Source organism: Pontibacter aquaedesilientis (assembly GCF_014773225.1).
GTDB lineage: Bacteria > Bacteroidota > Bacteroidia > Cytophagales > Hymenobacteraceae > Pontibacter > Pontibacter aquaedesilientis.
The window spans coordinates 63,563-83,733 of the sequence record NZ_JACXAJ010000010.1 but is presented as its reverse complement, the minus strand read 5'-3'; the positions used below and the strand labels follow the sequence as shown (position 1 = coordinate 83,733).

15 protein-coding genes are annotated in these 20,171 nt (G+C 48.6%); 7 read left to right on the top strand and 8 right to left on the bottom strand.

Going from position 1 to position 20,171, the window contains the following annotated elements; genetic code table 11:
• Positions 1–82: 82 nt before the first annotated feature.
• Together H9Q13_RS16215 and H9Q13_RS16210 are read right to left on the bottom strand one after the other, a co-directional pair.
• Positions 83–2,587, bottom strand: a complete 2,505-nt coding sequence (locus tag H9Q13_RS16215) for a GIN domain-containing protein (protein WP_191184858.1) — start codon at positions 2,585–2,587, stop codon at positions 83–85.
• A complete protein-coding gene (locus H9Q13_RS16210) occupies positions 2,584–2,928 on the bottom strand; it encodes a PadR family transcriptional regulator (protein WP_191184857.1) in 345 nt (114 codons plus the stop codon). The genes H9Q13_RS16215 and H9Q13_RS16210 overlap by 4 nt, the downstream gene beginning before the upstream one ends.
• A 273-nt stretch (positions 2,929–3,201) precedes the next feature.
• On the opposite strand from H9Q13_RS16210, the gene H9Q13_RS16205 reads away from it, so the two are divergent.
• The 3 genes from H9Q13_RS16205 to H9Q13_RS16195 are packed head-to-tail and all read left to right on the top strand — an operon-like array spanning position 3,202 to position 9,570.
• Positions 3,202–4,296: a putative type IX sorting system protein PorV2 gene (locus H9Q13_RS16205; protein WP_224744339.1), complete on the top strand. Its 1,095-nt coding sequence runs from the start codon at positions 3,202–3,204 to the stop codon at positions 4,294–4,296.
• Positions 4,297–4,323: 27 nt separating this feature from the next.
• Positions 4,324–9,375 (top strand): putative type IX secretion system sortase PorU2, encoded by a 5,052-nt coding sequence (porU2, locus tag H9Q13_RS16200; protein WP_191184856.1) that lies wholly within the window; start codon positions 4,324–4,326, stop codon positions 9,373–9,375.
• Positions 9,376–9,417: 42 nt separating this feature from the next.
• A complete protein-coding gene (locus H9Q13_RS16195) occupies positions 9,418–9,570 on the top strand; it encodes a hypothetical protein (RefSeq protein ID WP_191184855.1) in 153 nt (50 codons plus the stop codon).
• Here the strand turns inward: H9Q13_RS16195 and H9Q13_RS16190 are convergent.
• The 3 genes from H9Q13_RS16190 to H9Q13_RS16180 all read right to left on the bottom strand — a co-directional run bounded on the left by H9Q13_RS16190 (position 9,545) and on the right by H9Q13_RS16180 (position 12,277).
• Positions 9,545–10,036, bottom strand: coding sequence for a dihydrofolate reductase (locus H9Q13_RS16190; RefSeq protein ID WP_191184854.1), 492 nt, complete (start codon positions 10,034–10,036; stop codon positions 9,545–9,547). The two genes, H9Q13_RS16195 and H9Q13_RS16190, sit on opposite strands and share 26 nt — an antisense overlap.
• 74 nt (positions 10,037–10,110) lie before the next feature.
• Entirely contained in the window at positions 10,111–11,043 is a 933-nt protein-coding gene (gene fmt, locus H9Q13_RS16185; protein WP_191184853.1) for a methionyl-tRNA formyltransferase, read from the bottom strand.
• 4 nt (positions 11,044–11,047) lie between these two features.
• Positions 11,048–12,277 (bottom strand): exo-beta-N-acetylmuramidase NamZ family protein, encoded by a 1,230-nt coding sequence (locus H9Q13_RS16180; RefSeq protein ID WP_191184852.1) that lies wholly within the window; start codon positions 12,275–12,277, stop codon positions 11,048–11,050.
• A gap of 111 nt (positions 12,278–12,388) precedes the next feature.
• Between H9Q13_RS16180 and H9Q13_RS18220 the strand changes: the two genes are divergently transcribed.
• Both H9Q13_RS18220 and H9Q13_RS16170 read left to right on the top strand, forming a co-directional pair.
• Positions 12,389–13,603, top strand: a complete 1,215-nt coding sequence (locus H9Q13_RS18220) for an ABC transporter permease (protein ID WP_191184851.1) — start codon at positions 12,389–12,391, stop codon at positions 13,601–13,603.
• Positions 13,604–13,658: 55 nt separating this feature from the next.
• Entirely contained in the window at positions 13,659–14,417 is a 759-nt protein-coding gene (locus H9Q13_RS16170; RefSeq protein WP_191184850.1) for a GIY-YIG nuclease family protein, read from the top strand.
• A gap of 108 nt (positions 14,418–14,525) precedes the next feature.
• Here H9Q13_RS16170 and H9Q13_RS16165 read toward each other — a convergent pair whose 3' ends face one another.
• From H9Q13_RS16165 to H9Q13_RS16155, 3 genes are all read right to left on the bottom strand, one after another.
• The gene (locus tag H9Q13_RS16165; protein ID WP_191184849.1) at positions 14,526–15,386 is read right to left on the bottom strand and encodes a mechanosensitive ion channel family protein; all 861 of its coding nucleotides are present in this window, start codon (positions 15,384–15,386) and stop codon (positions 14,526–14,528) included.
• A 91-nt stretch (positions 15,387–15,477) separates the two neighbouring features.
• Positions 15,478–16,176, bottom strand: coding sequence for a peptidoglycan DD-metalloendopeptidase family protein (locus H9Q13_RS16160; RefSeq protein WP_191184848.1), 699 nt, complete (start codon positions 16,174–16,176; stop codon positions 15,478–15,480).
• Positions 16,177–16,224: 48 nt separating this feature from the next.
• The gene (locus tag H9Q13_RS16155; RefSeq protein WP_191184909.1) at positions 16,225–16,779 is read right to left on the bottom strand and encodes an HNH endonuclease; all 555 of its coding nucleotides are present in this window, start codon (positions 16,777–16,779) and stop codon (positions 16,225–16,227) included.
• 258 nt (positions 16,780–17,037) lie between these two features.
• On the opposite strand from H9Q13_RS16155, the gene H9Q13_RS16150 reads away from it, so the two are divergent.
• Both H9Q13_RS16150 and H9Q13_RS16145 read left to right on the top strand, forming a co-directional pair.
• Positions 17,038–18,123 carry a ferredoxin--NADP reductase gene (locus tag H9Q13_RS16150; RefSeq protein ID WP_191184847.1) on the top strand — a complete coding sequence of 362 codons (1,086 nt, stop codon included), beginning with the start codon at positions 17,038–17,040 and terminating at the stop codon, positions 18,121–18,123.
• Positions 18,124–18,256: 133 nt separating this feature from the next.
• The gene (locus H9Q13_RS16145; protein WP_224744337.1) at positions 18,257–19,969 is read left to right on the top strand and encodes a M3 family oligoendopeptidase; all 1,713 of its coding nucleotides are present in this window, start codon (positions 18,257–18,259) and stop codon (positions 19,967–19,969) included.
• Positions 19,970–20,171: the final 202 nt, after the last annotated feature.

The following is a 20,171-nucleotide window of genomic DNA, read 5'->3' as shown; positions in this document are numbered from 1 at the left end:
TTTATTTTGTACTAAGAGCAGGATAATATAGGTATAGGAGAGGGATAAGCCAATCGGCTTATCCCTCTTTTTTGTAAAACTATTACAGGCGAGATACCTTGCTAGCACCCGATACATCAGTTACCACATTGCCTGGGTTGCCTCTGTAACGAATCTTGCAAGCCCCTGCGGCGTCAGCACGGAGGGTATTGGTGGCGTGAACATCGGCCGAACAGGCACCTGCAGCCTCAACATTCACAGTGCTGGCAACCAATTTTGTCGCGTCTAGCCTGCTGGCTCCTGCAATGTCCATGTCTACGGTTTGAGCACGGCCTGTGAAAGTACTTTTAGAGGCTCCCGCGATATCGGCTTGCAATCTATCCACATTCACATCTACAAACGCCTGCGTAGCACCGGTTAAAGCAATATTCAGGTGGTTTGTTTGGATGTGCCCGATGTCAGCTTTGATAGCGCCGCCCAAGTCGAGGCTGCGGAGACGGGGTAGGGTAATCTGGATCAGCACCGTTTTCTGTCTGTCGAAAAGTCGAAAAGTGCTGCCTTCGGGGTTGATTACCAGTTCATCGCCTTCCTTTCTTACCTCCATCTTTTCAAGATCTTCTGGGCTGCCGCTGGCAGTGATGCTATAGTTGTTGCCTTGCGTAATCTGTACATGGTAAGCACCGTTGACGGTAATTGCGTCGAAGTTGCTATAGTCATAGGTCTGCTTGTTGGAGCTATACTCTGATTCGTTTTTCAGTACGCTGCCTCCCATGCCCATGGTGGCAGCTGAGTTGTAAGTGAAATCACTCTCGGTCACGTCCAGCGTGTCAGATGCGCAGGTAACGCAGGCAAGCAGGTTGCCTTTTACTTGCCACAGGTTGCGAAGTGTCTTCTCACGGCTGTATTCTTCCTCAAAAGCACTGCTCGGCACCATGCGCAGGAAGTTGCTGGTCAGGCGCAGTTGCTTGTTCTGAGGTATAGCCAGGGTCACATCCATGCGCTGGTTGCGGTAGGCGGCACCCGAGGCGAACTCAAAGCTATCGTCGAAACGCACCACAGAGTCGCGCTGCACTACCCGGTAAGTTACCATGCGGGCGTTTTCCTGCGCTTCGGCTTCGGTTCTGCCCTTCGCCTGCAAGCGCTTGATCACCTCCAGGTCGTTGCCACTATGGCTCTGCACGTCGAAATAAATGCGGTTGTCATAAGAGGAGTTCGTGTTGTAGCCATCCAGCGTAACAACCGGGTAATCCGAAACCGGCAGCGACTCCGTAACGATCACTTCGCCCGATCGGCGGAAGTTCTCGCTGTGCATGGCAATGAAGGTGATCATGGTGAACAAACTGATCAGCCAGATACCGAACAAGGACCAGCCTACCAGTGGGCGCATGAAAAAACGCTTCGCCAACAGACCGATTGCCAGTAGTATTAGAAAAAGAATTGGTATAAGTCCTACAAAAAAACCTGCCACCAGTCCGAGCCTGGGAAAGCCCTCCAAAAGAACGGAGGCCGGAAAGTCACCCATCATGATCGCACTATGTTCATCAACTATGCCCAAAGACACAAACAGGGAGGTGAAAAGCGCTACAGTCAGTCCCAGAGATATAACCAGCAGGATAATGCCCGCGCCAATTCGAATGAGCGTGATCAGGACGGCCAGCAAGGGACCAAGTGCTCTGCTAAGCCAGTTTATCACCTGCGATATGAGTCGAAATGGGAGCAGGAGTACTTTAGCGGCTGTGCTCTCCTCCCCGTTATGGTCGCGCATGTTCAGGTTCTCTTTCAGGGAGTTTTCAATACTGGATAGCGTAACCGGGTTCCCTTGCATTTGCATTTTCTCCGTAAGGGTAGTGGCCTCTGGTACTGCAACCCAGAGGATGATATAGGCAAGTATGCCAAATCCTCCCGCAAAAATCAGCGCCAGGAACAGAATGCGGACAACGGCGGTGTCAACCCCAAAGTACTTGGCTATACCGCTGGCTACACCGGCCAGTTTCTTGTCAACCGGGTCACGGAATAGTTTTTTGACGGTGATCTCGGGCAAAGAGTAGTTCACAGGCAGCGCAATCCAGAGAATGATGTACAGGATCAGGCCGAAAGACCCGGAAATGCCATCGGTCAAAGGGGTGCCGATCACCAGGAACACGAAAATAAGACGGATCCAGAGTGGGTCTATGTTCAGGTAGTTGGCTATACCTGCCGACACCCCGCTAATCACTTTTCGGGAGACATCGCGATACAGTCTTTTCGGTGCGGCCTCGGTGCCGGTGGTTGCAAATGCAGGTTCTGGTCCTCTGTAGGTTTCCCTGGCAGCACCGCCGTAAGGCATTTCCTCTTCCATGGGCTCCAGTATCTCAAAGTCAGTCACATCGCCCATCTGTGCTATCAGCGACTGCACATCTTCCAAAGTGATGACCTGCTTGCCAGGAGATAGTCTTGTGGAGAAAATTTCAGCGATACGGGCTTCGATGTCAGCCACAATTTCCTCATGTCCCTCATAACTTGAGAAATAGTTGCGGATAGACATCAGGTACCTGCTAAGTTGCTCATAGCCATCTTCTTCTATATGGAATATGATGCCTTGCAAATTGATATTTATGTTCTTTTTCATAATTGCTGAGCTTTCTTGTGTTGGATAATGAATTCTGTGGATGCTACCAGTTCGGTCCAGGTATTCCGGAGCTGGTCCAGAAATAAGCGCCCGGTCTCGGTGAGCGTGTAGTACTTGCGGGGTGGCCCAGAGGTAGATTCAACCCAACTATAGTCGAGAAGCCCCGCGTTCTTGAGGCGAGTGAGCAGGGGATACAGGGTACCCTCCACCACTATCATCTTGGCAGCTGTTAGCTCCTCCAACATATCGGACGCATATACCTCACCACGAGAGATAATCTCCAGGATGCAGAACTCCAGAATTCCCTTCCGCATCTGCACTTGTGTGTTTTCTACTTTCATGATGATTCCGTTTAATGTTGAAGCAAATTTAATATAAGGTACTATGTAAAACAAGGTACTGTGTAAAAATAATTACGAAACTTTTTTCAAAGGGTTTAATCGGCAGCTGATTGTGGATTAAATTCTTTATTTTTGAGTGAGAAATAATGTCACAATTAGTCAACTTATTTATTTTTTGAAGTGTTAGGAGGCAAAATGGCCACTCTGTGGCAGCGTGAGATTTTTTCTGAAAATTAGCCAAGAAGCCTTTACTGATATACTCTGCCTGTGCCCATGAACAGATTTACCCTCTTTCTCTTTGTAAGTATCCTGTTGCTGGGGGCTGGCGCCGCCCATGCGCAGGTTGCCACGCCCAAGTACAGCAATGAGTTTCTGAACATTGGGGTGGGTGCCCGCGCGCTGGGAATGGGCAATGTGCAGGTGGCCATCGCCGACGATGCCACGGCGGGTTTTTGGAATCCGGCGGGTTTGCTGAAGCTTCGGAACAGGTATAACATCGCGCTTATGCACTCGGAGCTGTTCGCCGGTATCGCCAAAAATGACTTCGGAAGCTTCGCTATGCCCATTGACTCAAGCAGCGCCTTAGCTGTTTCAATCATCAGGCTGGGCGTGGACGATATTGTGGACACGCGTCGCCTGCAGAATGAGTATGGTTACATCCAGTACGACAGTATCCGGTTCTTCTCGGTGGCAGACTACGCCATGCTGTTGTCGTATGCCCGCAAGAGCAATTTGATAGAGGGGCTGCAGCTAGGCGTGAATGCCAAAATCATATACAGAAATGTGGGGGAGTTTGCCAATGCCTGGGGTTTTGGTTTTGATGCCGGTGCGCAGTTGAAGCGCGGAACCTGGCACTTTGGCCTGATGGCGAAAGACGTAACGACCACCTTTACTGCCTGGACGCACAATGTGGAGGCGCTAGAGGCTACATACCAGCAAACCGGCAACGACCTGCCTGAAAACACCGCCGAACTGACACTCCCCCGTTTAGTGGTAGGTATAGGCAAAAGCTTCTCTTTTACTGATAAGATCACAGGCCTTTTGGCGACAGACGTGGACTTTACATTTGACGGAAAGCGCAACGTACTGCTTAAATCCGACTTTACCTCCGTGGACCCGCACATAGGAATGGAGCTGGCTTATGCCAATACCGTGTTTGTGCGCGGGGGAATCAACAATTACCAGCAGTTCAGGAATTTCGATGGAAGCACTTCGTCTAAGGTGCAGCCTAACTTCGGAGTGGGTTTTCAGAACAATGGCCTGGACATAGACCTGGCCATGTCACGGATAAGCGGGCGTGATGCCAACACGGCCAATGCCGGGGGGCTTTATTCCATTATCATCTCCCTTGGATACTCTTTTAATTAAAATATACGGTTTTTAGTAAATCAGCCGATGAATATTAGTAAGCTATATAAGCAGTTTCTGTTTTTGTGCACAATGATCGTAGGGTTGCAGACGATGGCCATTGCCCAATCGCCTACGCCCTATGGTAATGAGTGGATCGACTATTCAAAAACATACCACAAACTAAAGGTCGTAAATACTGGGCTCCATCGTCTTAGCTATGGTTTTCTGGACAGTTTAGGTTTGGCAGGTACCAATCCCCGGCATTTTCAGCTTTTCAGAAGAGGCAAAGAAGTCGCTATTTATGTAGCCGGCGAAGCAGACGGAAAGCTGAACACACAGGACTTTATCGAATTTTACGGCGAGCGCAACGACGGCAGGCTGGATCAGGACTTGTATAAAAACATTGCCCATCAGCCTCATCAGCTTTATAGCTTCTACTCCGACACAGCGGCTTACTTTCTCACCGTGAATTCCGTGGGTGGCAAACGTATGCGGGAGATTAATCCGGCTGTGAATGGCAAGACCCCTGAACCGTATCATTTGCAGAAAGTGACGCAGTTCTATACCAATAAGTATTATGAAGGCAAGAAGCACGGAGACGCCTATCTGTCCTGGATGGACGAAGGGGAGGGTTATACCTCGGTTGCTTCTCGTTCAGCAAAGAATTATGATATCAGCCCAGTCACCAACGTTTTTAATACTGGGCCCAAGCCAGTTGTAGAGTATGTGGTAGGGGCTGCGAATGCGAACGTGCATACTGGGGCAGTACAAATCGTTTTGCCAGCAGGGGGTACCCGGCAATTGGGGCGCTTTCAAATGATAGGCGATGGTTTTGTGAAGGGCAGCGCAGCAATAGAGTTTTCCGATATATACACTACCGGTAAAATAACACTGCAGACCCTGCCAGATGTTATCACATCAAACGATATTACTTTTTCTTATGGCAAGTTGACCTTCCCGCAGCGCACGGTACTGGTTGGTAACTCCATGTTTTTCTATACTGACTCAACAGGGAGCAGAGCCCCGTATTTTGAGTTTTCGGGGTCTAGTGCAACCACTATCTCTTACGATGTGACCGATCCAGTCAACCCTGTTAGGGTAGAAGGCCATGTAAACGGGCAAATTAAGGGCTTTGTGTTTGAGACAGAACCAAGAACGCACAAAATCCTGCTGGCCAATTCGGCAAAACCATTCAAGCCGGTAGGAAAGTCGTCAACTGTCAGGTTCAGGAATATCGCGGCCGCGTCACACAACTACATCATCATTACGAACAAAAGGCTAATGAAATCGGTGGCAGGTTACCAGCGAAACGCGGCTTCAGAGTATGCGGCCTATAGGGCTTCCGCTGCTGGAGGGGGGTACGATACACTGCTGGTTCACATGGATCAGGTCGTGGATCAGTTTCATTATGGTGAGTTCTCCTCCAATGCTATCCGTAAGTTCATGTCATTCATGCTAACCTCTGAGCGCCCAAAGCATTTGTTTTTGATAGGTAAAGGCCTGAAATATTATGCCTCCTCTGATTTTCGAAGCGTTGATAACAATAGCAGTCGGAATAGCCTGTATCATGTGGGTATGAGGTATAGCAAAGCCTATGAAATAGATTTGGTGCCGACAGGTATGTTTCCCTCATCGGATATTTTCTTCACGGCTGATTTTCGGAATGAAAAGTATGAGCCAAGGGTGCCCACAGGCCGATTGCCAGTACTTAAACCTGAAGAGTTGATTGATTACCTCAATAAGGTAAAGGAATATGAAGCGTTACCGGAAGGGCTTGCCTGGCGGAAGAACGTGTTGCAGCTTGGCGGCGGAAGTTCTGAACCTCAGATGAAACAGTTTGCAGGATGGTTAAAAACTTATAAAAGCATTGCTGATGGACCTTTTCTTGGCGCAAATGTCATTGAGAAGTATCGGCAGAGTGTGAGTGAAATTGTAGATGTTATTAACGTCACCGAGGAAGTAAATGCAGGTCTCTCCATGATGACTTTTTTTGGGCATAGCTCCTCCACAACCAGTGACCTTGAAATCGGCTTTGCATCGCAAAATCAGTATGGATACCGAAATAAAGGGAAGTATCCATTCATCCTGATGAATGGCTGCGGAACCGGCGACGCTTTTATTTATAAATACAAGTCTTTTGGGGAAGACTGGCTTTTGACACCTGATCGGGGAGCTATTTCATTTATAGCGCACGCGCATACAGGTGGTGATATCCCATTGTACCTTTATTCCCATAATTACTACCAGGTAGCGTTCAGCGATGATAATTTCTATGGAAAGTCGGTTGGCGAAATCCAAAAAGAAGCAGTAAGGCGCTATTCCACTGGATATAAAGGGGGGTATTATGTAGCCACCATGACCCAAATGGTGCTGCAAGGTGATCCGGCAATGAAGCCATATGCACCCAGCAAGCCTGATTATAAATTCGACAATAATAGTTTCGCTATCAAAGATGAGAAGGGAGCAGTTGCGACTTCAGTCTCAGAGAAATTGGTGCTGGAGGTGAATGTAGATAACTTGGGGAAAGCCATTCCGGACTCGGTTTACATTTCTGTAAAAAGGATTTTGCCGAATAATACTGTCGTAGAATCTGGAACAATCAGGGTGAAACCAATTCTTAAGAAAGACCAACTTTCCATTACCCTCTCCAATGCAGGGCTTTCAGTGGCCGGAATGAATAGGTTTGAGATAAAACTTGACAGTAAAGAAGTTGTAGAGGAGCTTAGAGAAGACAATAATGTGTTGCAGATTCAGCATTTCTTGCCAAGCTCAGGAATTTCGGTTTTGGCTCCGATGGAATATGCTGTTGTGAACAGCGCAAATGTGAGCCTTGTGGTGCAGTCAACTCAATTGGGAGCGGAGCCAAAGGGCGTTTACTTTGAATTAGACACGACCGATACCTTCTCATCGTCGCTTAAGCGCACATACAAGGCAGCAGCCGGGGTGCTACCAGCCTGGAATGCAGCGTTGCCATTACAGCAATCTGCCGCGGATAGCACGGTTTACTACTGGCGGGCACGCTTTGATAGTTTTGCGGCAGGTGAAGATACGGTGTGGGTGCAAAGCTCGATCAGGTTTATACCCAACAGTACTGGAGGCTGGTCCCAAAGCCATGTGGGTCAGTTCAAGAAAGCGACGTTGCAGAATATAAGTAACAAGGAGGCTACTCAAAGCTGGGAATTCAATCCGCTGTATGCGAGTATCGAGATTCGTACAGTAGGAGGCGATGTCAGGTATAACCAACCCCCTTATGGAATATTTATTAATGGTACTGCGGTGACCCATAATGCTTGCGGCAATTTTGAAGGATCGTCGGCCCCACGCATGTATTTCTTTGTGTTAGACAAGGCTACGCTGGAAAGAACCAAGGTGCCTGGCTTCTCAGGTTGTACCTGGATACCCGATATGTACCAATACGGAGACTTAAATAATCCCACGGTCAGAGCCAATATGCTAAAGTTCCTCAATGGTATTCCTGAGGGTAACTATGTATTGGCTATCAGCATGAACAAAGTGCCGTTCGAGTCATTTTCTGCGGAACTGAAAGCGGCCTTCAAAAATATAGGTTCTGGTTTGATTGATAATTTGAAGTCGAGCCATCCTTATGCCATTGTAGGGCAGAAAGGCGCAGCGCCTGGAACTGCCAAAGAGAAAACTGCGGAAACTACCAATACCAGCACACCTGCTACATCACAGGAAATCATACTGACCACCATGCTGCAAACTAAAATGCAGGAAGGTATAGTTACTTCAACTATCATCGGGCCTGCTCTGAGCTGGGGTTCGTTGCATCACAACATTGAGCGTTTTAAAACAGGCAATGATAGTTATAAACTGAGCCTGTATGGCATCAATGCGAATGGCGACAGGGATTTGCTGTATGAGAATGTAACAGCCAAAAACTACAACTTGGCTACAATAGACGCCATAAAGTACCCGAATCTGCAGCTAATGGCTACCCTCTCCGATAGTGAGGCCCGCACGGCTCCTCAACTTAAGCAATGGATGGTGTACTATGAGGCGGCACCCGAAGGCGTGATCCGACCAGATTTGGTTGAGGTGAGCGAGCAAATCCTGACGGACCAAGCCAGCCGGGGACTTATCAACATGCCAATGGCTTTCCAAAACATCACTTCCTATGCATTCCGAGACTCACTGACGGTCGAGGTGACAGTGACAGGAGAGAGCGGCGAGCCTGTCGTTTCACGCTTTAAGATCGGGGCGCTCCAAGGAAACCAGACGGCAAATTTCAACTTCTCGATGCCTACGCTTTCGCTTGACGGAAACTATAAGCTTACCATGTATGTGAACCCGCAGTTACAGCCAGAGCAGCAGTATCAGAACAATATCTATGAGGTAAACTTTGTCGTGAAGTCCAAACTGCATCCGATCATGGACGTGGCTTTCGATGGGATGCACATCATGGATGGGGAACTTGTTTCACCGAGTCCGCTCATTAGCATTACTATGAAGGACGAAAACAAGCATATCTACTTAGAGAAGGCCGATGCAATGGAAGTGTACCTAACGCATAATGCGACCAATGTATCAGTGGACATAAGGGAATCTGCAAAACCGAGTGAACTGCGGGTTTTTCCAGCCGATGAGAAAAATGATTTCCGGTTCGAGTACAAGCCAGAGCGATTAGAGAATGGAATCTATACCTTGGAGGTGAAGGGCAAGGATGTGAAAGGAAAAGCATCCGGCGTTTCACCTTATCGAATCAATTTTGAGGTTGAGAACGAGTCTAAAATCACGAACTTTTACCCGTACCCGAACCCTTTCTCTACGAAGACACAGTTTGTCTTCACCCTGACAGGGGGCGTTATCCCGGATAATTTCAAAATCCAGATCATGACCGTGACAGGCAAAGTGGTGAAAGAGATTATGCGAGAGGAAATCGGGCCGATACGTATTGGGCATAATAAAACGGAATATGCCTGGGACGGTACGGATATGTTTGGAGACAAACTAGCCAATGGCGTCTACCTTTACCGCGTAGTCATGCCAAAGGACACCGAAGAGATGAAGCACATTTGGAAGAAAGGTGATAAAGGCTTCGTAAATGGCTACGGGAAGATCTACATATTGCGATAGGGTCTTAACAGACAGTTTTCTTTAAAACAAAAAGGAGCACCGTTGGGTGCTCCTTTTTGTTGCGGCTATACCTTGCGGCTATACCTTGCGGCTATACCTTGCGGCTATACCTTGCGGCTATACCTTGCGGCTATACCTTGCGGCTATACCTTGCGGCTATACCTTGCGGCTATACCTTGCGGCTATACCTCTTGAAGGTATAGGCATACTTGTTCTTTTCGTCTGGCTCGTGGCTTTCAGAGCTCACTTCCTGCCATTCGGCCTCTTTCAATTCTGGGAAGAATGTATCTCCCTCGAAAGCATGGTGCACCCTGGTCAGGTATAGTGTATCCACTAAAGGGAGGGCTTGCTTATAAATCTCTGCACCACCCACAATGTTCACCTGTTCGCTGTCCAACTCTTTGCCTTTGGCGATGGCCTCTTCCACCGAGTTCACCACGATACAACCTTCCACCTGATAATCCTTCTGACGCGTAACGATGATGGTCGTGCGACCGGGAAGGGGCTTGCCGATGGACTCGAAGGTTTTGCGACCCATGATCATGGGATGGCCCATGGTCTTTTGCTTAAAGTGGCGCAGGTCGGCGGGCAGGTGCCAGATCAGCTGGTTGTCTTTCCCGATAACGTTGTTCTCGGCTATGGCTACGACTATGGCGATCATTTATTTAATGTGCTAGTTGATTAACGTGCCCTTTGGCATAAATGAAGAATAAGGAGTAAAGGCTTTTGCCAAAACTATAGTGATACCTCAAACTTATACCCCCTGAGCAAATCCTGCACCGGCATTCGTTTTTTTCCTTCCATCTGTAAGTCCAGAATCGAAAGGGCACCAGCAGCGGTCTGCACGTGCAGGAAAGTTTTGTTGTCGGTTTTGATTTGGCCCGGTGCTAAGGTATAGGTGGTATTTTCCAGTACTTCCGTTTTGAAAATCTTGAACGTTTTGCCGTCGAAACGGGTCCAAGCGGCCGGGTAAGGAGAAAGACCACGGATGAAGTCTCGTACCTGACGGGCAGGCTGATTCCAGTGTATCTCGCAGGTCTCCTTGAAAATTTTCGGGGCGTGCTTCGTTTCGGCAGTCGTTTGCTGCGGTTGTGGCTGTATTTCGCCTCGTTCGATGGCTTGTACAGTGCGCACGGCCAATGCAGCACCTTGGTATTTCAACTTTTCGTACATGCTACCAAAGTCGTCTTCTTCCAGTATCGGCATGCGGTCCTGGAAAATCAGATCACCTGTGTCAATTTCATGCTTCAGGAAAAAGGAAGTTACACCAGTTTCTTTCTCACCGTTGATGATAGCCCAGTTGATAGGCGCCGCGCCACGGTATTGCGGCAGCAAGGACCCGTGAATGTTGAAAGAACCCAGCTCCGGCATAGCCCACACTACTTCGGGCAGCATTCGGAAAGCTACAATAATTTGCAGGTTCGCCTGATAGCTGCGCAGCTCTTCGAGAAATGCCTCTGACTTCAGGTTGGTCGGCTGCAGCACCGGTATGCCCTGCGACACGGCGTATTCCTTCACGGGCGATTGCTGTATTTTCTGACCACGGCCCGCTGGTTTGTCAGGGGCAGTGATGACGGCCACTACGGGGTAATTATGTTCGACGAGCGCTTGCAGGGTAGGCACGGCAAAGTCGGGCGTACCCATGAACACGATGCGTAAATCGGGCATGGTTTTATTCAAAATCAGGGTATAGCAAATAGTTTTTTCGGAGCACTTTGTAATCAGCTAGCTCTGGCTCCCAGCTGGCTCTGATCTCGGTTTCGGTTTTGCCGGCCATCACCTGCTTGCGCAGTTCGGAGGTGCCCGCCAGTTTCTCGAAGAAGTTGTTGAAGAATTTCTCCTTGTTCGACGAGTTGTTGTACATCTCCAACAGGTACTTCAAGGTAAACGGTTGCGCATGCGACGGATCGGTTAAGTCCATGCCATAGCATTTTACGCCCTTGTGCGGCGGATCGGTGGCACCCGGTGTGCTCACAGGTGTAAAAGCAAAATCCTTCTTCTGGTAAAACGGACTGCCAATTACCTGAAAAGGAGTAGGCGTGCCGCGGCCCACGCTCACATTTGTCCCTTCAAAGAAACAGATAGACGGGTATAGTGCAATAGCTTGCGCATTAGGCAGGTTCGGGGAAGGACGCACAGGCAAATTATAAGCCATTGTATGATCGTAGTTCTCCATTTTGATTACGGTCAGGTTACAGCTTCTTTCGCCCTCCAGCCATTTTTCTCCGTTGATCATCTCAGCGAGTTCGCCTACCGTAAGGCCATGCACAATCGGAATCGGGTGCATACCCACAAAGGACTTGTGCTCCATCTCCAACACCGGACCATCTACATAGTGACCGTTCGGGTTCGGACGGTCGAGCACGAGCATGGATTTGCCACTTTCAGCGCAGGCTTCCATGGCATAGTGCATGGTGCTGATGTAGGTATAGAAGCGCGTGCCCACATCCTGAATGTCGAACACCAGCACGTCGAGGTGCTGCATTTGCGCTTTCGATGGCTTCTTGTTACTGCCGTAGAGGGAGATAATCGGCAAACCCGTTTTCGTGTCTTTTGCGTCTTTGATATGCGCTCCAGCGTCGGCCTCGCCTCGGAACCCGTGCTCCGGTGCAAAAATAGTCGTCACTTCCACGCCACGGCTGATCAGCGTGTCCACGAGGTGGGTGTTGCCTATCATCGAGGTCTGGTTTACGACCATACCTACCCGCTTGCCTTCCAAGTGTTTCAGGTAGCGGTCGAGTTGCTCGGCGCCCAAGGCCAGTGGCTTGCTGGCTGGTGCTTGGGCTGTCTCTTCAGTAGGCGGGGCTTGTGGCTCAGCAGTAGTGGCGGTTGCCTGTTTTGGTGCGCAGCTGTTGAAGCTGAGCAACAGGGCGCCGCAAAGTATAGCGAGTGGTTGTATCATCTGTGTTTTTATTTCAGGGCTGTGTTTGGAGTTTCGCTCACAAAAACGAAACTTTAAAAGGTCCTAAGTCAAAATTCATACCTATCTTTAAGGCAGTTTAGACGCAAGCGAGTGAACGTATCCAAATTCATATCTGATAAAATTTCCGAAGTGCAGGCTGGTTCTTTCACCACGTCTGTGACAAAAATAGCAATTATAAGCATAGCGGCAGGCATTGCCATCATGATTGTGTCATTTGCGATTCTGGAAGGCTTCCGTGGCGAGATACGGAACAAGATTTTCAGCTTCGGGGCGCACCTGCAAATCAGCAAGTACGATACCAACAATTCCTTCGAAGGCGCTCCCATCAGCACGGCTACAGGTATAAACAGCACCGAAGAGATAACAGGTATAAAGCACATACAGGGCTTCGCCCGCAAAACGGCCATCATCAAAACCGAAGATGAGGTGTTAGGGGTGGTGATGAAAGGTGTGGATAGAGACTACGACCTGAGCGCCATGCAGGCCAATTTAGACGAAGGCGGCATAGTGAATTTTACCGACACGGCTTCTTCCAAAGATGTCATGTTGAGTCGGCGTATCGCCAACAAGCTTCGGTTGAAGGTAGGCGATGAGGCTATATTTTACTTCATCCAGAATCCACCGCGAGCCAGAAAGCTCAAAGTGGCGGGTGTGTTCAACACAGGTTTGGAGGAGTTTGACGAGGTGTTCGTCATCGGTGACCTGCAATTGATTCGCGAACTTAACAACTGGCCCGATACCTTGGTGGGCGGTGTGGAGATATTGCTCAAGGATTTCGAACAGATAGACGTGGTGGCTGATCAGGTGTTTGACCAGATGAACTACGACCTGCAGCTTGAGAAAATCACCGACCGTCATGCTCAGCTGTTCGACTGGCTTCAGTTGTTACGTAAGAACGTGGTCATTTTCCTGGTGCTGATCATTTTTGTGGCGACGTTCAATATGGTATCCACAATGTTCATCATGATCATCGAGCGCATCAGCATGATTGGCGTGCTCAAAGCCATCGGGGCCACCGATGCCCAGATACGGCAAATCTTCTACTTCCGCGGCCTGCGCCTGACGCTCAAAGGCATGCTCTGGGGAAACGTCTTCGGTTTGGGCTTCTGCACGATCCAGTACTACTTCCAGGTCATCCCGCTCGACCCCGAGAACTACTACATGGATACTGTGCCCATCAGCTGGAATTTCGGCATTATCATCGCCCTCAACGTGATTACCCTCGTGATGACCATGCTCGCCATTCTTATACCTGCCGCCATGGTCGCGCGCATTAAGCCGGTACGGGCAATTAAGTTTGATTAGGGAAGGGTACCTTAGTTAAGTAACTTGTTTCGCTTTCATCTAATTATGATTTCACATGAAAAGATTGGTTGAGCTTAGTTTTTTAAAGGTAGGCGAATGGTGTTATAATGATGGAGGGATTAATTACTCTATTACAGAATGTCTTAGTGAGAAAGATTTACTGTACGCTTTTATTGTTGATGAACAGGTAATGTATATTGGAAAGACTGCCAGCACTTTAAAAAGTCGTATGAATGGCTATAAAAATGCCGCAGTTTCGCAACGAACTAATGTTCGTGTAAAGAATGAAATTATAAATAAATTAAAGGCAGATAGGGTTGTGCAAATATTTGTCTTATTGGATAAGGCAAACCTTATGTTTAAAAATTATAAGGTTAGTCTTTCTGCAGGATTAGAAGATAACCTAATTGCAGCTATTCGTCCTCAATGGAATTACAGGGGTAACAACAGGATAAAAGTACAAGAATTGCCTCAAGAAGATGACAATGTGATTTTAGAAACTACTCCGCCAATTATAGGGATACTGAAGACAGTCAAAATCAAATTAGGGTCAGAATACTTGAAGAATGGTTTTTTTAATTTTTCGAAAAAGGACCTAAATTTTTTGCCAGAAGAACCTATGTCCGTAAATATATATTTAGGACATGATAGTCAATATTGTTTTCAAGGTCAATTCCTATTTGCGAACCAAAATGGACAGCCAAGAGTGCATGGGAATAAGAGTTTAAAAAACTGGTTCATAGATAAAAATTATAGAAAGGGTGACATTATTACAATCGACATAATTACACATGATACATACCGATTGAATTGATTGTTGGACTAACTACTGTTTCTAGATTATTTTTGACAATAGCTGTGGAATAAAAAACGGCAGCCCATACCTGAGCTGCCGTTCCTATTTTTCAAAAATATCTACAAGCTATACCTGCGGCACCGCCTTCGGAGCCTGTCCATTGCTGGAGCTGCTGCTCACCATCTCCCGACGAGGCACTGGCATTTGTATACCTTGCTCTTCGAAAGCGGATTTGGCACGCTCGTTCATGTCCCAGAAAAAGCCCCAATAATTCTCTTTGTTCACCCAGGTGCGCACGCTCAGCGTGAGGGAGTGCTCAGCAAAATCGGTTACCACAATCACAGGTGCCGGCTCGGGAAGTACGCGTTCGTCGGCAGCAATCAAGTCATTTAGAATCTGACGTACCTTGCCGATGTCGTTGTTCACCGATATGGCAAACTTCAGCTCCACCCGGCGTGTACTTTCAATGGTATAGTTCACCACCACACTGTTGGCCAGCGGACCGTTAGGTATAAAAATCGTTTTGTTGTCAGGTGTTTTCACCACTGTGTTGAAAATATTGATCATATTCACGGTGCCCGCCTGTCCCTGTGCTTCAATATAATCACCTACGCGGAAGGGTTTGATGGTAAGAATCAGCACACCGCCCGCAAAATTGGAAAGACTGCCCTGCAAAGCCAAGCCAATTGCCAGACCCGCCGAACCTAGTATAGCAATGAACGAGGTCATTTCGACACCCAGTTGGGCAATCACCAGAATGATCAGCAACACCCGCATCACAACCGCCATTACACTCTTCAAAAAAGGGCGCAGCGATACGTCCACATCTTTCTTCACCATCAGGTTAAACACCATACGGTTCAGTCTATTGATGACCCAAAGGCCGACTAAAAGCGTGATGAAAGCGGAAACGAGGCGCATGCCATAAAGCATGACAAAATTGGTAATGTTGGCGCTGTAGGCTTCGAAATTAAAAAGATCAAACATGCTTTAGGTTTGTGTTATAAAAGAAAAACTCTGGCACCTATCCAAAGGCACCAGAGTTCAAATTTGGTCAATTTTTGGGGCAAAGGCAAAACTAAACCAAGTGCCGGCAGTTCAGAATCAGGTTCGGGTTCGGGCAAAGGTGTTCATACACAGTCCGTTCCGAAAGGCGAGCCACGCCCGGGTAATCGCCTTGTTTTCCGTCCATCGAGCAAATCACCTGAAAGTGCAGGTGCGGCGGCCAATCACCGTTCTCAGGATGCGGACCCACCTCGGCGATCTTGTCACCTTTGCGAACTGGCTTGCCAACCGATAGATCCGAAAGGCAAGCGGTATTCAAGTGGCCATACAAGGTATAGAAAGTAACGCCTTCGAGTTCGTGCTCCAGAATAATGGTGGGGCCGTAGTCACCGAAGTTGGCGTTGTCGGCGAAGCTGTGCACTTTGCCGTCAAGCGGGGCAAACACCGCGGTACCTGCCGGTAGCCACACATCTATACCTAAGTGCAGGTCACGGCTTTCTGCAGCCACGTCGAAGTGCTGGCTGCGGCGGTAGATAAAGCGGTTCTCGAGGTAGCCGCCCACCCCGATAGTGGCGGACTGTTCCTGCAGCATTTGGTTCACCGCTTCGTTAAAGGCCTCGGTATTGCGCAGGTCGGTTTGCTGCAACAGCGCATTGGCTGCCGTAAAATCAAGACGGCATACATGCGCACCATTCAGGTCCGTGTCGAGCACGGGGCCGAAAGTAGCAGTATGCCGTCTCAGTATATCACCAAGATTTTTGTTTTGTTCCATAAAATAAATGCAGGCGGAGGATGAGCCACCACGCAAGTATAAGAAGAATTAAGCAGCTTCTTCTACATACTTAGAGAGCGTTTTCAGGCTTTTGGTTTTGCCAAACAGCTCTTCGGATTTTTTGCTGTAAGCCTGTGCAGCCTCCTGCAGCGTGTCGAACGTGCCGAGGTTGATGCGTTGCTTGTTGTGGTGAATGATGGCGCGGTACTTTTGCGCCTCTTTGTGTACCCCACGCACACCCAGCTTGTTCTCTGTTTTGGAGGTGTTGCGCACGATCTTGCAAAGCGGGGCCCACTCCAGGTTCTCGCGACGGCAGTCCAGTTTGTTGCCGTTTTTGAAGTGCACATAAAGCTTAATGTTGCTTTCCGGCTTCTCGATCAGCTGTTCGCCGATCATCTTGTGCAGGTAAATGGTTTCGTTACGGTACTTGCCGTTTTTCAGGGGCCAGTTCTTCTGGAAGAACGCGTAGCCGTTGGAGTGGATGCGCAGATGCTTCAGGAATTCGATCTGCTGCAGATATGCATTGTTTTGAATATACTCGTAGGTGCGGTCGTCCACCACTACGGTTTTTTCACAGTTTTTGAGAGTTAGTTTGTAGAGCATTGGTGTTTTCAGTAATTGTAAGGTAAAGAACGGAATGTGGGAGTTAGTCACTACCCAACTGCAGTACAAGTGCATGCGATGTTACAAATGTGCAGCTTTTTTTTCATTCACCGTTCATTCTGTTAATGATTTGGTTATAATACGTGATTCGTGATTTCGGTTTTAAAAATTCTCCGATATTTTCACTCAACAGCACAGATTGTCGTAACTTTCAGCTTGAAACGGAGTTTTCTACTTACAAAATGATAAAATAGCGATATGAGTAGCCCTTATTTCATGCTGAAAGTCGTGGAGATCACCCGCGAAACTTCAGATGCGATTACGATCCATTTAGAGCATCCCGATAAAAAAACGATTCCATACAAGGCAGGGCAATTCCTGACGCTTATCCTTCCGATCGAGGGCAAGAAAGTCCGCCGTTCCTATTCGCTTTGCAGTGCCCCTGCAGAAGGTGCACGTCTGTCTGTTACAGTTAAACGTGTAGAGGGTGGTCTGGTTTCTAATTATTTGCTTGATAATCTGAAAGTTGGGCAGGAAGTTGAGGTGATGGAGCCGCTTGGTAATTTTAACCTCGTGCCAGACGCGGGCACCAGCCGCCAAGTGCTGCTTTTCGGGGCAGGCAGTGGCATCACCCCGCTCATGTCGATGCTGAAGACGGTGCTGCAGGAAGAGCCCAACACCAAGGTCGCTTTGCTTTACGGTAACCGGGACGAGGACTCGGTGATTTTTAAGCAACAGTTGGAAGAATTGGAGGCGGCGCACCCTGAGCGGCTGCACGTAGAGTATATCTATAGCCAGCCCAAGCACGACTGCGAGCACCGTGGCCGTATGAATCAGAGCATGATCCTGAAAATACTTGAGCGCCTGCAATTGACCAGGCCTGCTGAGGCGCTGTACTACATGTGCGGACCAGAAGGCATGATGGAAGAAACGCGCAAAGCCCTGAACGTGCTGCACGTGCCGGCCGACCGCATCTACCGGGAGAGTTTTGTGAGCAATAAACTAATTGAGCAACAGGAGGTGGAGCACCATGGCGATGTCTCTTCTTCTGAGGATGATGGCGAAATCAAAACCCAAACCGTGACCATTATTTACGAAGGGGCCGAGTACAGTGTGGAGGTACAACCGGACCAAACCATACTGGAGGCCGCTCTCGACCAGGATGTGGACCTGCCATACTCTTGTCAGGCAGGCTTGTGCACTGCCTGCCGCGGCAAATGCCTGAGTGGGAAAGTGCATTTGGATGAGCGGGAAGGCCTTTCTGACGCTGAGCTCGACGAAGGTTACGTGCTCAACTGTGTGGGCCATCCCTTAACCTCCAACGTCGTGATAGAAATAGGATAAAACTGCTTGTTGTAACTTCATTTATGCTGCACTATGTCTATTAAGATATAGTGCAGCTTTTTTTTGTACTTTCAGGAGAAGTGCCTATATTACCTTTTCTTTTACAGAACTGTCTATGAGTAAACCAGCAGCTATGATACAAGTACCCGAAAAGAAGAAACGGGTTTACCTTTCCGAAAGCTTTCAGATTGATAAATGGGAAACCATACAGCCATATTTTGAAGAACTGAAAAACCGCACGATCCAGTCGGTGGAGGAGTTGGAAAAATGGATGAAGGACCGCAGCGAGCTCGAAAGTGTGCTTTCTGAGGACCTGGGCTGGCGCTATATCCGCATGACCTGCGACACACAGAACGAGGAAATCACAAAGGCTTTCCAGTATTTCGTGTCAGAGATCGAACCCCAGATCGCCCCTTATGACCACGAGCTCAACCTGAAGCTGATGCATTCGCCCTATGTGAATGCGCTTGAGCAGAACAAATACCGTATTTACCTGCGGGGCGTGGAGCGTGCGCTCGAGATCTTCCGGGAAGAGAACATTCCGCTTCATACCGAGATCAGCACCAAACAGCAGCAGTACGCCGCCATGACGGGTGCCATGACCGTGACGCTGGATGGTGAGGAAATGACGCTGCAACGCGCCGCAGACCGCCTGAAGCGCAACGAGCGCCAGGTGCGTGAAGAAGCGTGGCGCGTTATACAAGACCGTCGCACACAGGATCGCCATAAACTTGATGACCTGTTCGATGAATTGTTGACACTGCGCACGCAGTTGGCCAAAAACGCCGATTTCGATAATTACCGCGATTACATGTTTGCCGCCATGGGCCGCTTCGACTATACCCCACAAGATTGCTTTGATTTTCACCAATCCATCGAGGAAACCATTGTGCCCTTGCTGACAGGTATAGACCGTGAGCGCAAAGAGAAACTAGGTATAGCTGAACTGCGCCCCTGGGATTTGGATGTCGATCCGAGCGGCAAAGCACCGCTGGAGCCATTCAAGTCAGGCGAAGAATTGTTAGAAAAGACCATTCAGGTGTTTTACAACCTGGATACGTACCTGGGCGACTGCCTGGCCACCATGCGGGAGATGGGCCATTTGGATCTGGAGTCGAGAAAAGGAAAGGCTCCGGGCGGATATAATTATCCGCTGGACGAGATTGGCGTGCCGTTCATTTTTATGAATGCGACCTCTAGTCTACGGGACGTGATTACGATGCTGCACGAAGGGGGCCACGCAGTGCACTCTTTCCTTACCCGTGACCTGACATTGAGCGCTTTCAAACACCCGCCTTCCGAAGTAGCCGAGTTGGCTTCTATGTCGATGGAGCTGATCTCTATGGACCACTGGGACATCTTCTTCAGCGATGAGGACGAACTTCGTCGTGCCAAGCGTACTCACTTGGAGAGTGTGCTCGAGACATTTCCTTGGGTAGCTACCGTGGACAAGTTCCAGCACTGGCTGTACGAACATCCGGAACACAAACAGCAAGAGCGGCATCAGGAGTGGCTCAACATTTTTGAGCGCTTCAACCATTTGGAAGTAAACTGGAACGGGCTGAAAAAATATAAGCCTTTCATTTGGCAAAAACAGCTGCACATTTACGAAGTGCCTTTCTACTACGTGGAGTATGCTATGGCACAACTTGGAGCCATTGCCGTTTGGAAAAATTTCAAAGAGAACCCTGCTGAAGGATTGGCTGCTTACAAGCGTGCTCTCAGCCTGGGCTATACGGTCTCGATCGGCGAGGTATATGAAGCCGCCGGTATCAAGTTCGACTTCAGCACGGCATATATCAAGAGCCTGGTTGACTTCGTGAAAGGAGAGATGGCCAAGGTATAAGGTATAGCTATAGCCTTTGCGGAAGCCCCGTCGTTACTAAATGGAGTAGCGGCGGGGCTTTTGCTATTTCAACCCCATACAGGTTTTAAGCTAAAGCAATGCGAAGAGTCAGCTTAGGTAAAGGCCTGTTGCTTGCACTGGAAAAATGCGGCTAAAGTGACTTGCAGGTATAAGCAGTAAAGCTAATTGAAAGAGCAGTAGG

Excerpts from the sequence above, each read along its gene's own strand:
- H9Q13_RS16160 (WP_191184848.1), bottom strand. The coding sequence starts at position 16,176 with ATGGAACAAAACAAAAATCTTGGTGATATACTGAGACGGCATACTGCT.
- fmt (WP_191184853.1), bottom strand. The coding sequence starts at position 11,043 with ATGCCCGATTTACGCATCGTGTTCATGGGTACGCCCGACTTTGCCGTG.
- H9Q13_RS16215 (WP_191184858.1), bottom strand. The coding sequence starts at position 2,587 with ATGAAAAAGAACATAAATATCAATTTGCAAGGCATCATATTCCATATA.
- H9Q13_RS16180 (WP_191184852.1), bottom strand. The coding sequence starts at position 12,277 with ATGATACAACCACTCGCTATACTTTGCGGCGCCCTGTTGCTCAGCTTC.
- H9Q13_RS16190 (WP_191184854.1), bottom strand. The coding sequence starts at position 10,036 with ATGATCGCCATAGTCGTAGCCATAGCCGAGAACAACGTTATCGGGAAA.
- H9Q13_RS16170 (WP_191184850.1), top strand. The coding sequence starts at position 13,659 with ATGAAAAGATTGGTTGAGCTTAGTTTTTTAAAGGTAGGCGAATGGTGT.
- porU2 (WP_191184856.1), top strand. The coding sequence starts at position 4,324 with ATGAATATTAGTAAGCTATATAAGCAGTTTCTGTTTTTGTGCACAATG.
- H9Q13_RS16155 (WP_191184909.1), bottom strand. The coding sequence starts at position 16,779 with ATGCTCTACAAACTAACTCTCAAAAACTGTGAAAAAACCGTAGTGGTG.
- H9Q13_RS16165 (WP_191184849.1), bottom strand. The coding sequence starts at position 15,386 with ATGTTTGATCTTTTTAATTTCGAAGCCTACAGCGCCAACATTACCAAT.
- H9Q13_RS16205 (WP_224744339.1), top strand. The coding sequence starts at position 3,202 with ATGAACAGATTTACCCTCTTTCTCTTTGTAAGTATCCTGTTGCTGGGG.
- H9Q13_RS16210 (WP_191184857.1), bottom strand. The coding sequence starts at position 2,928 with ATGAAAGTAGAAAACACACAAGTGCAGATGCGGAAGGGAATTCTGGAG.
- H9Q13_RS16150 (WP_191184847.1), top strand. The coding sequence starts at position 17,038 with ATGAGTAGCCCTTATTTCATGCTGAAAGTCGTGGAGATCACCCGCGAA.
- H9Q13_RS16145 (WP_224744337.1), top strand. The coding sequence starts at position 18,257 with ATGATACAAGTACCCGAAAAGAAGAAACGGGTTTACCTTTCCGAAAGC.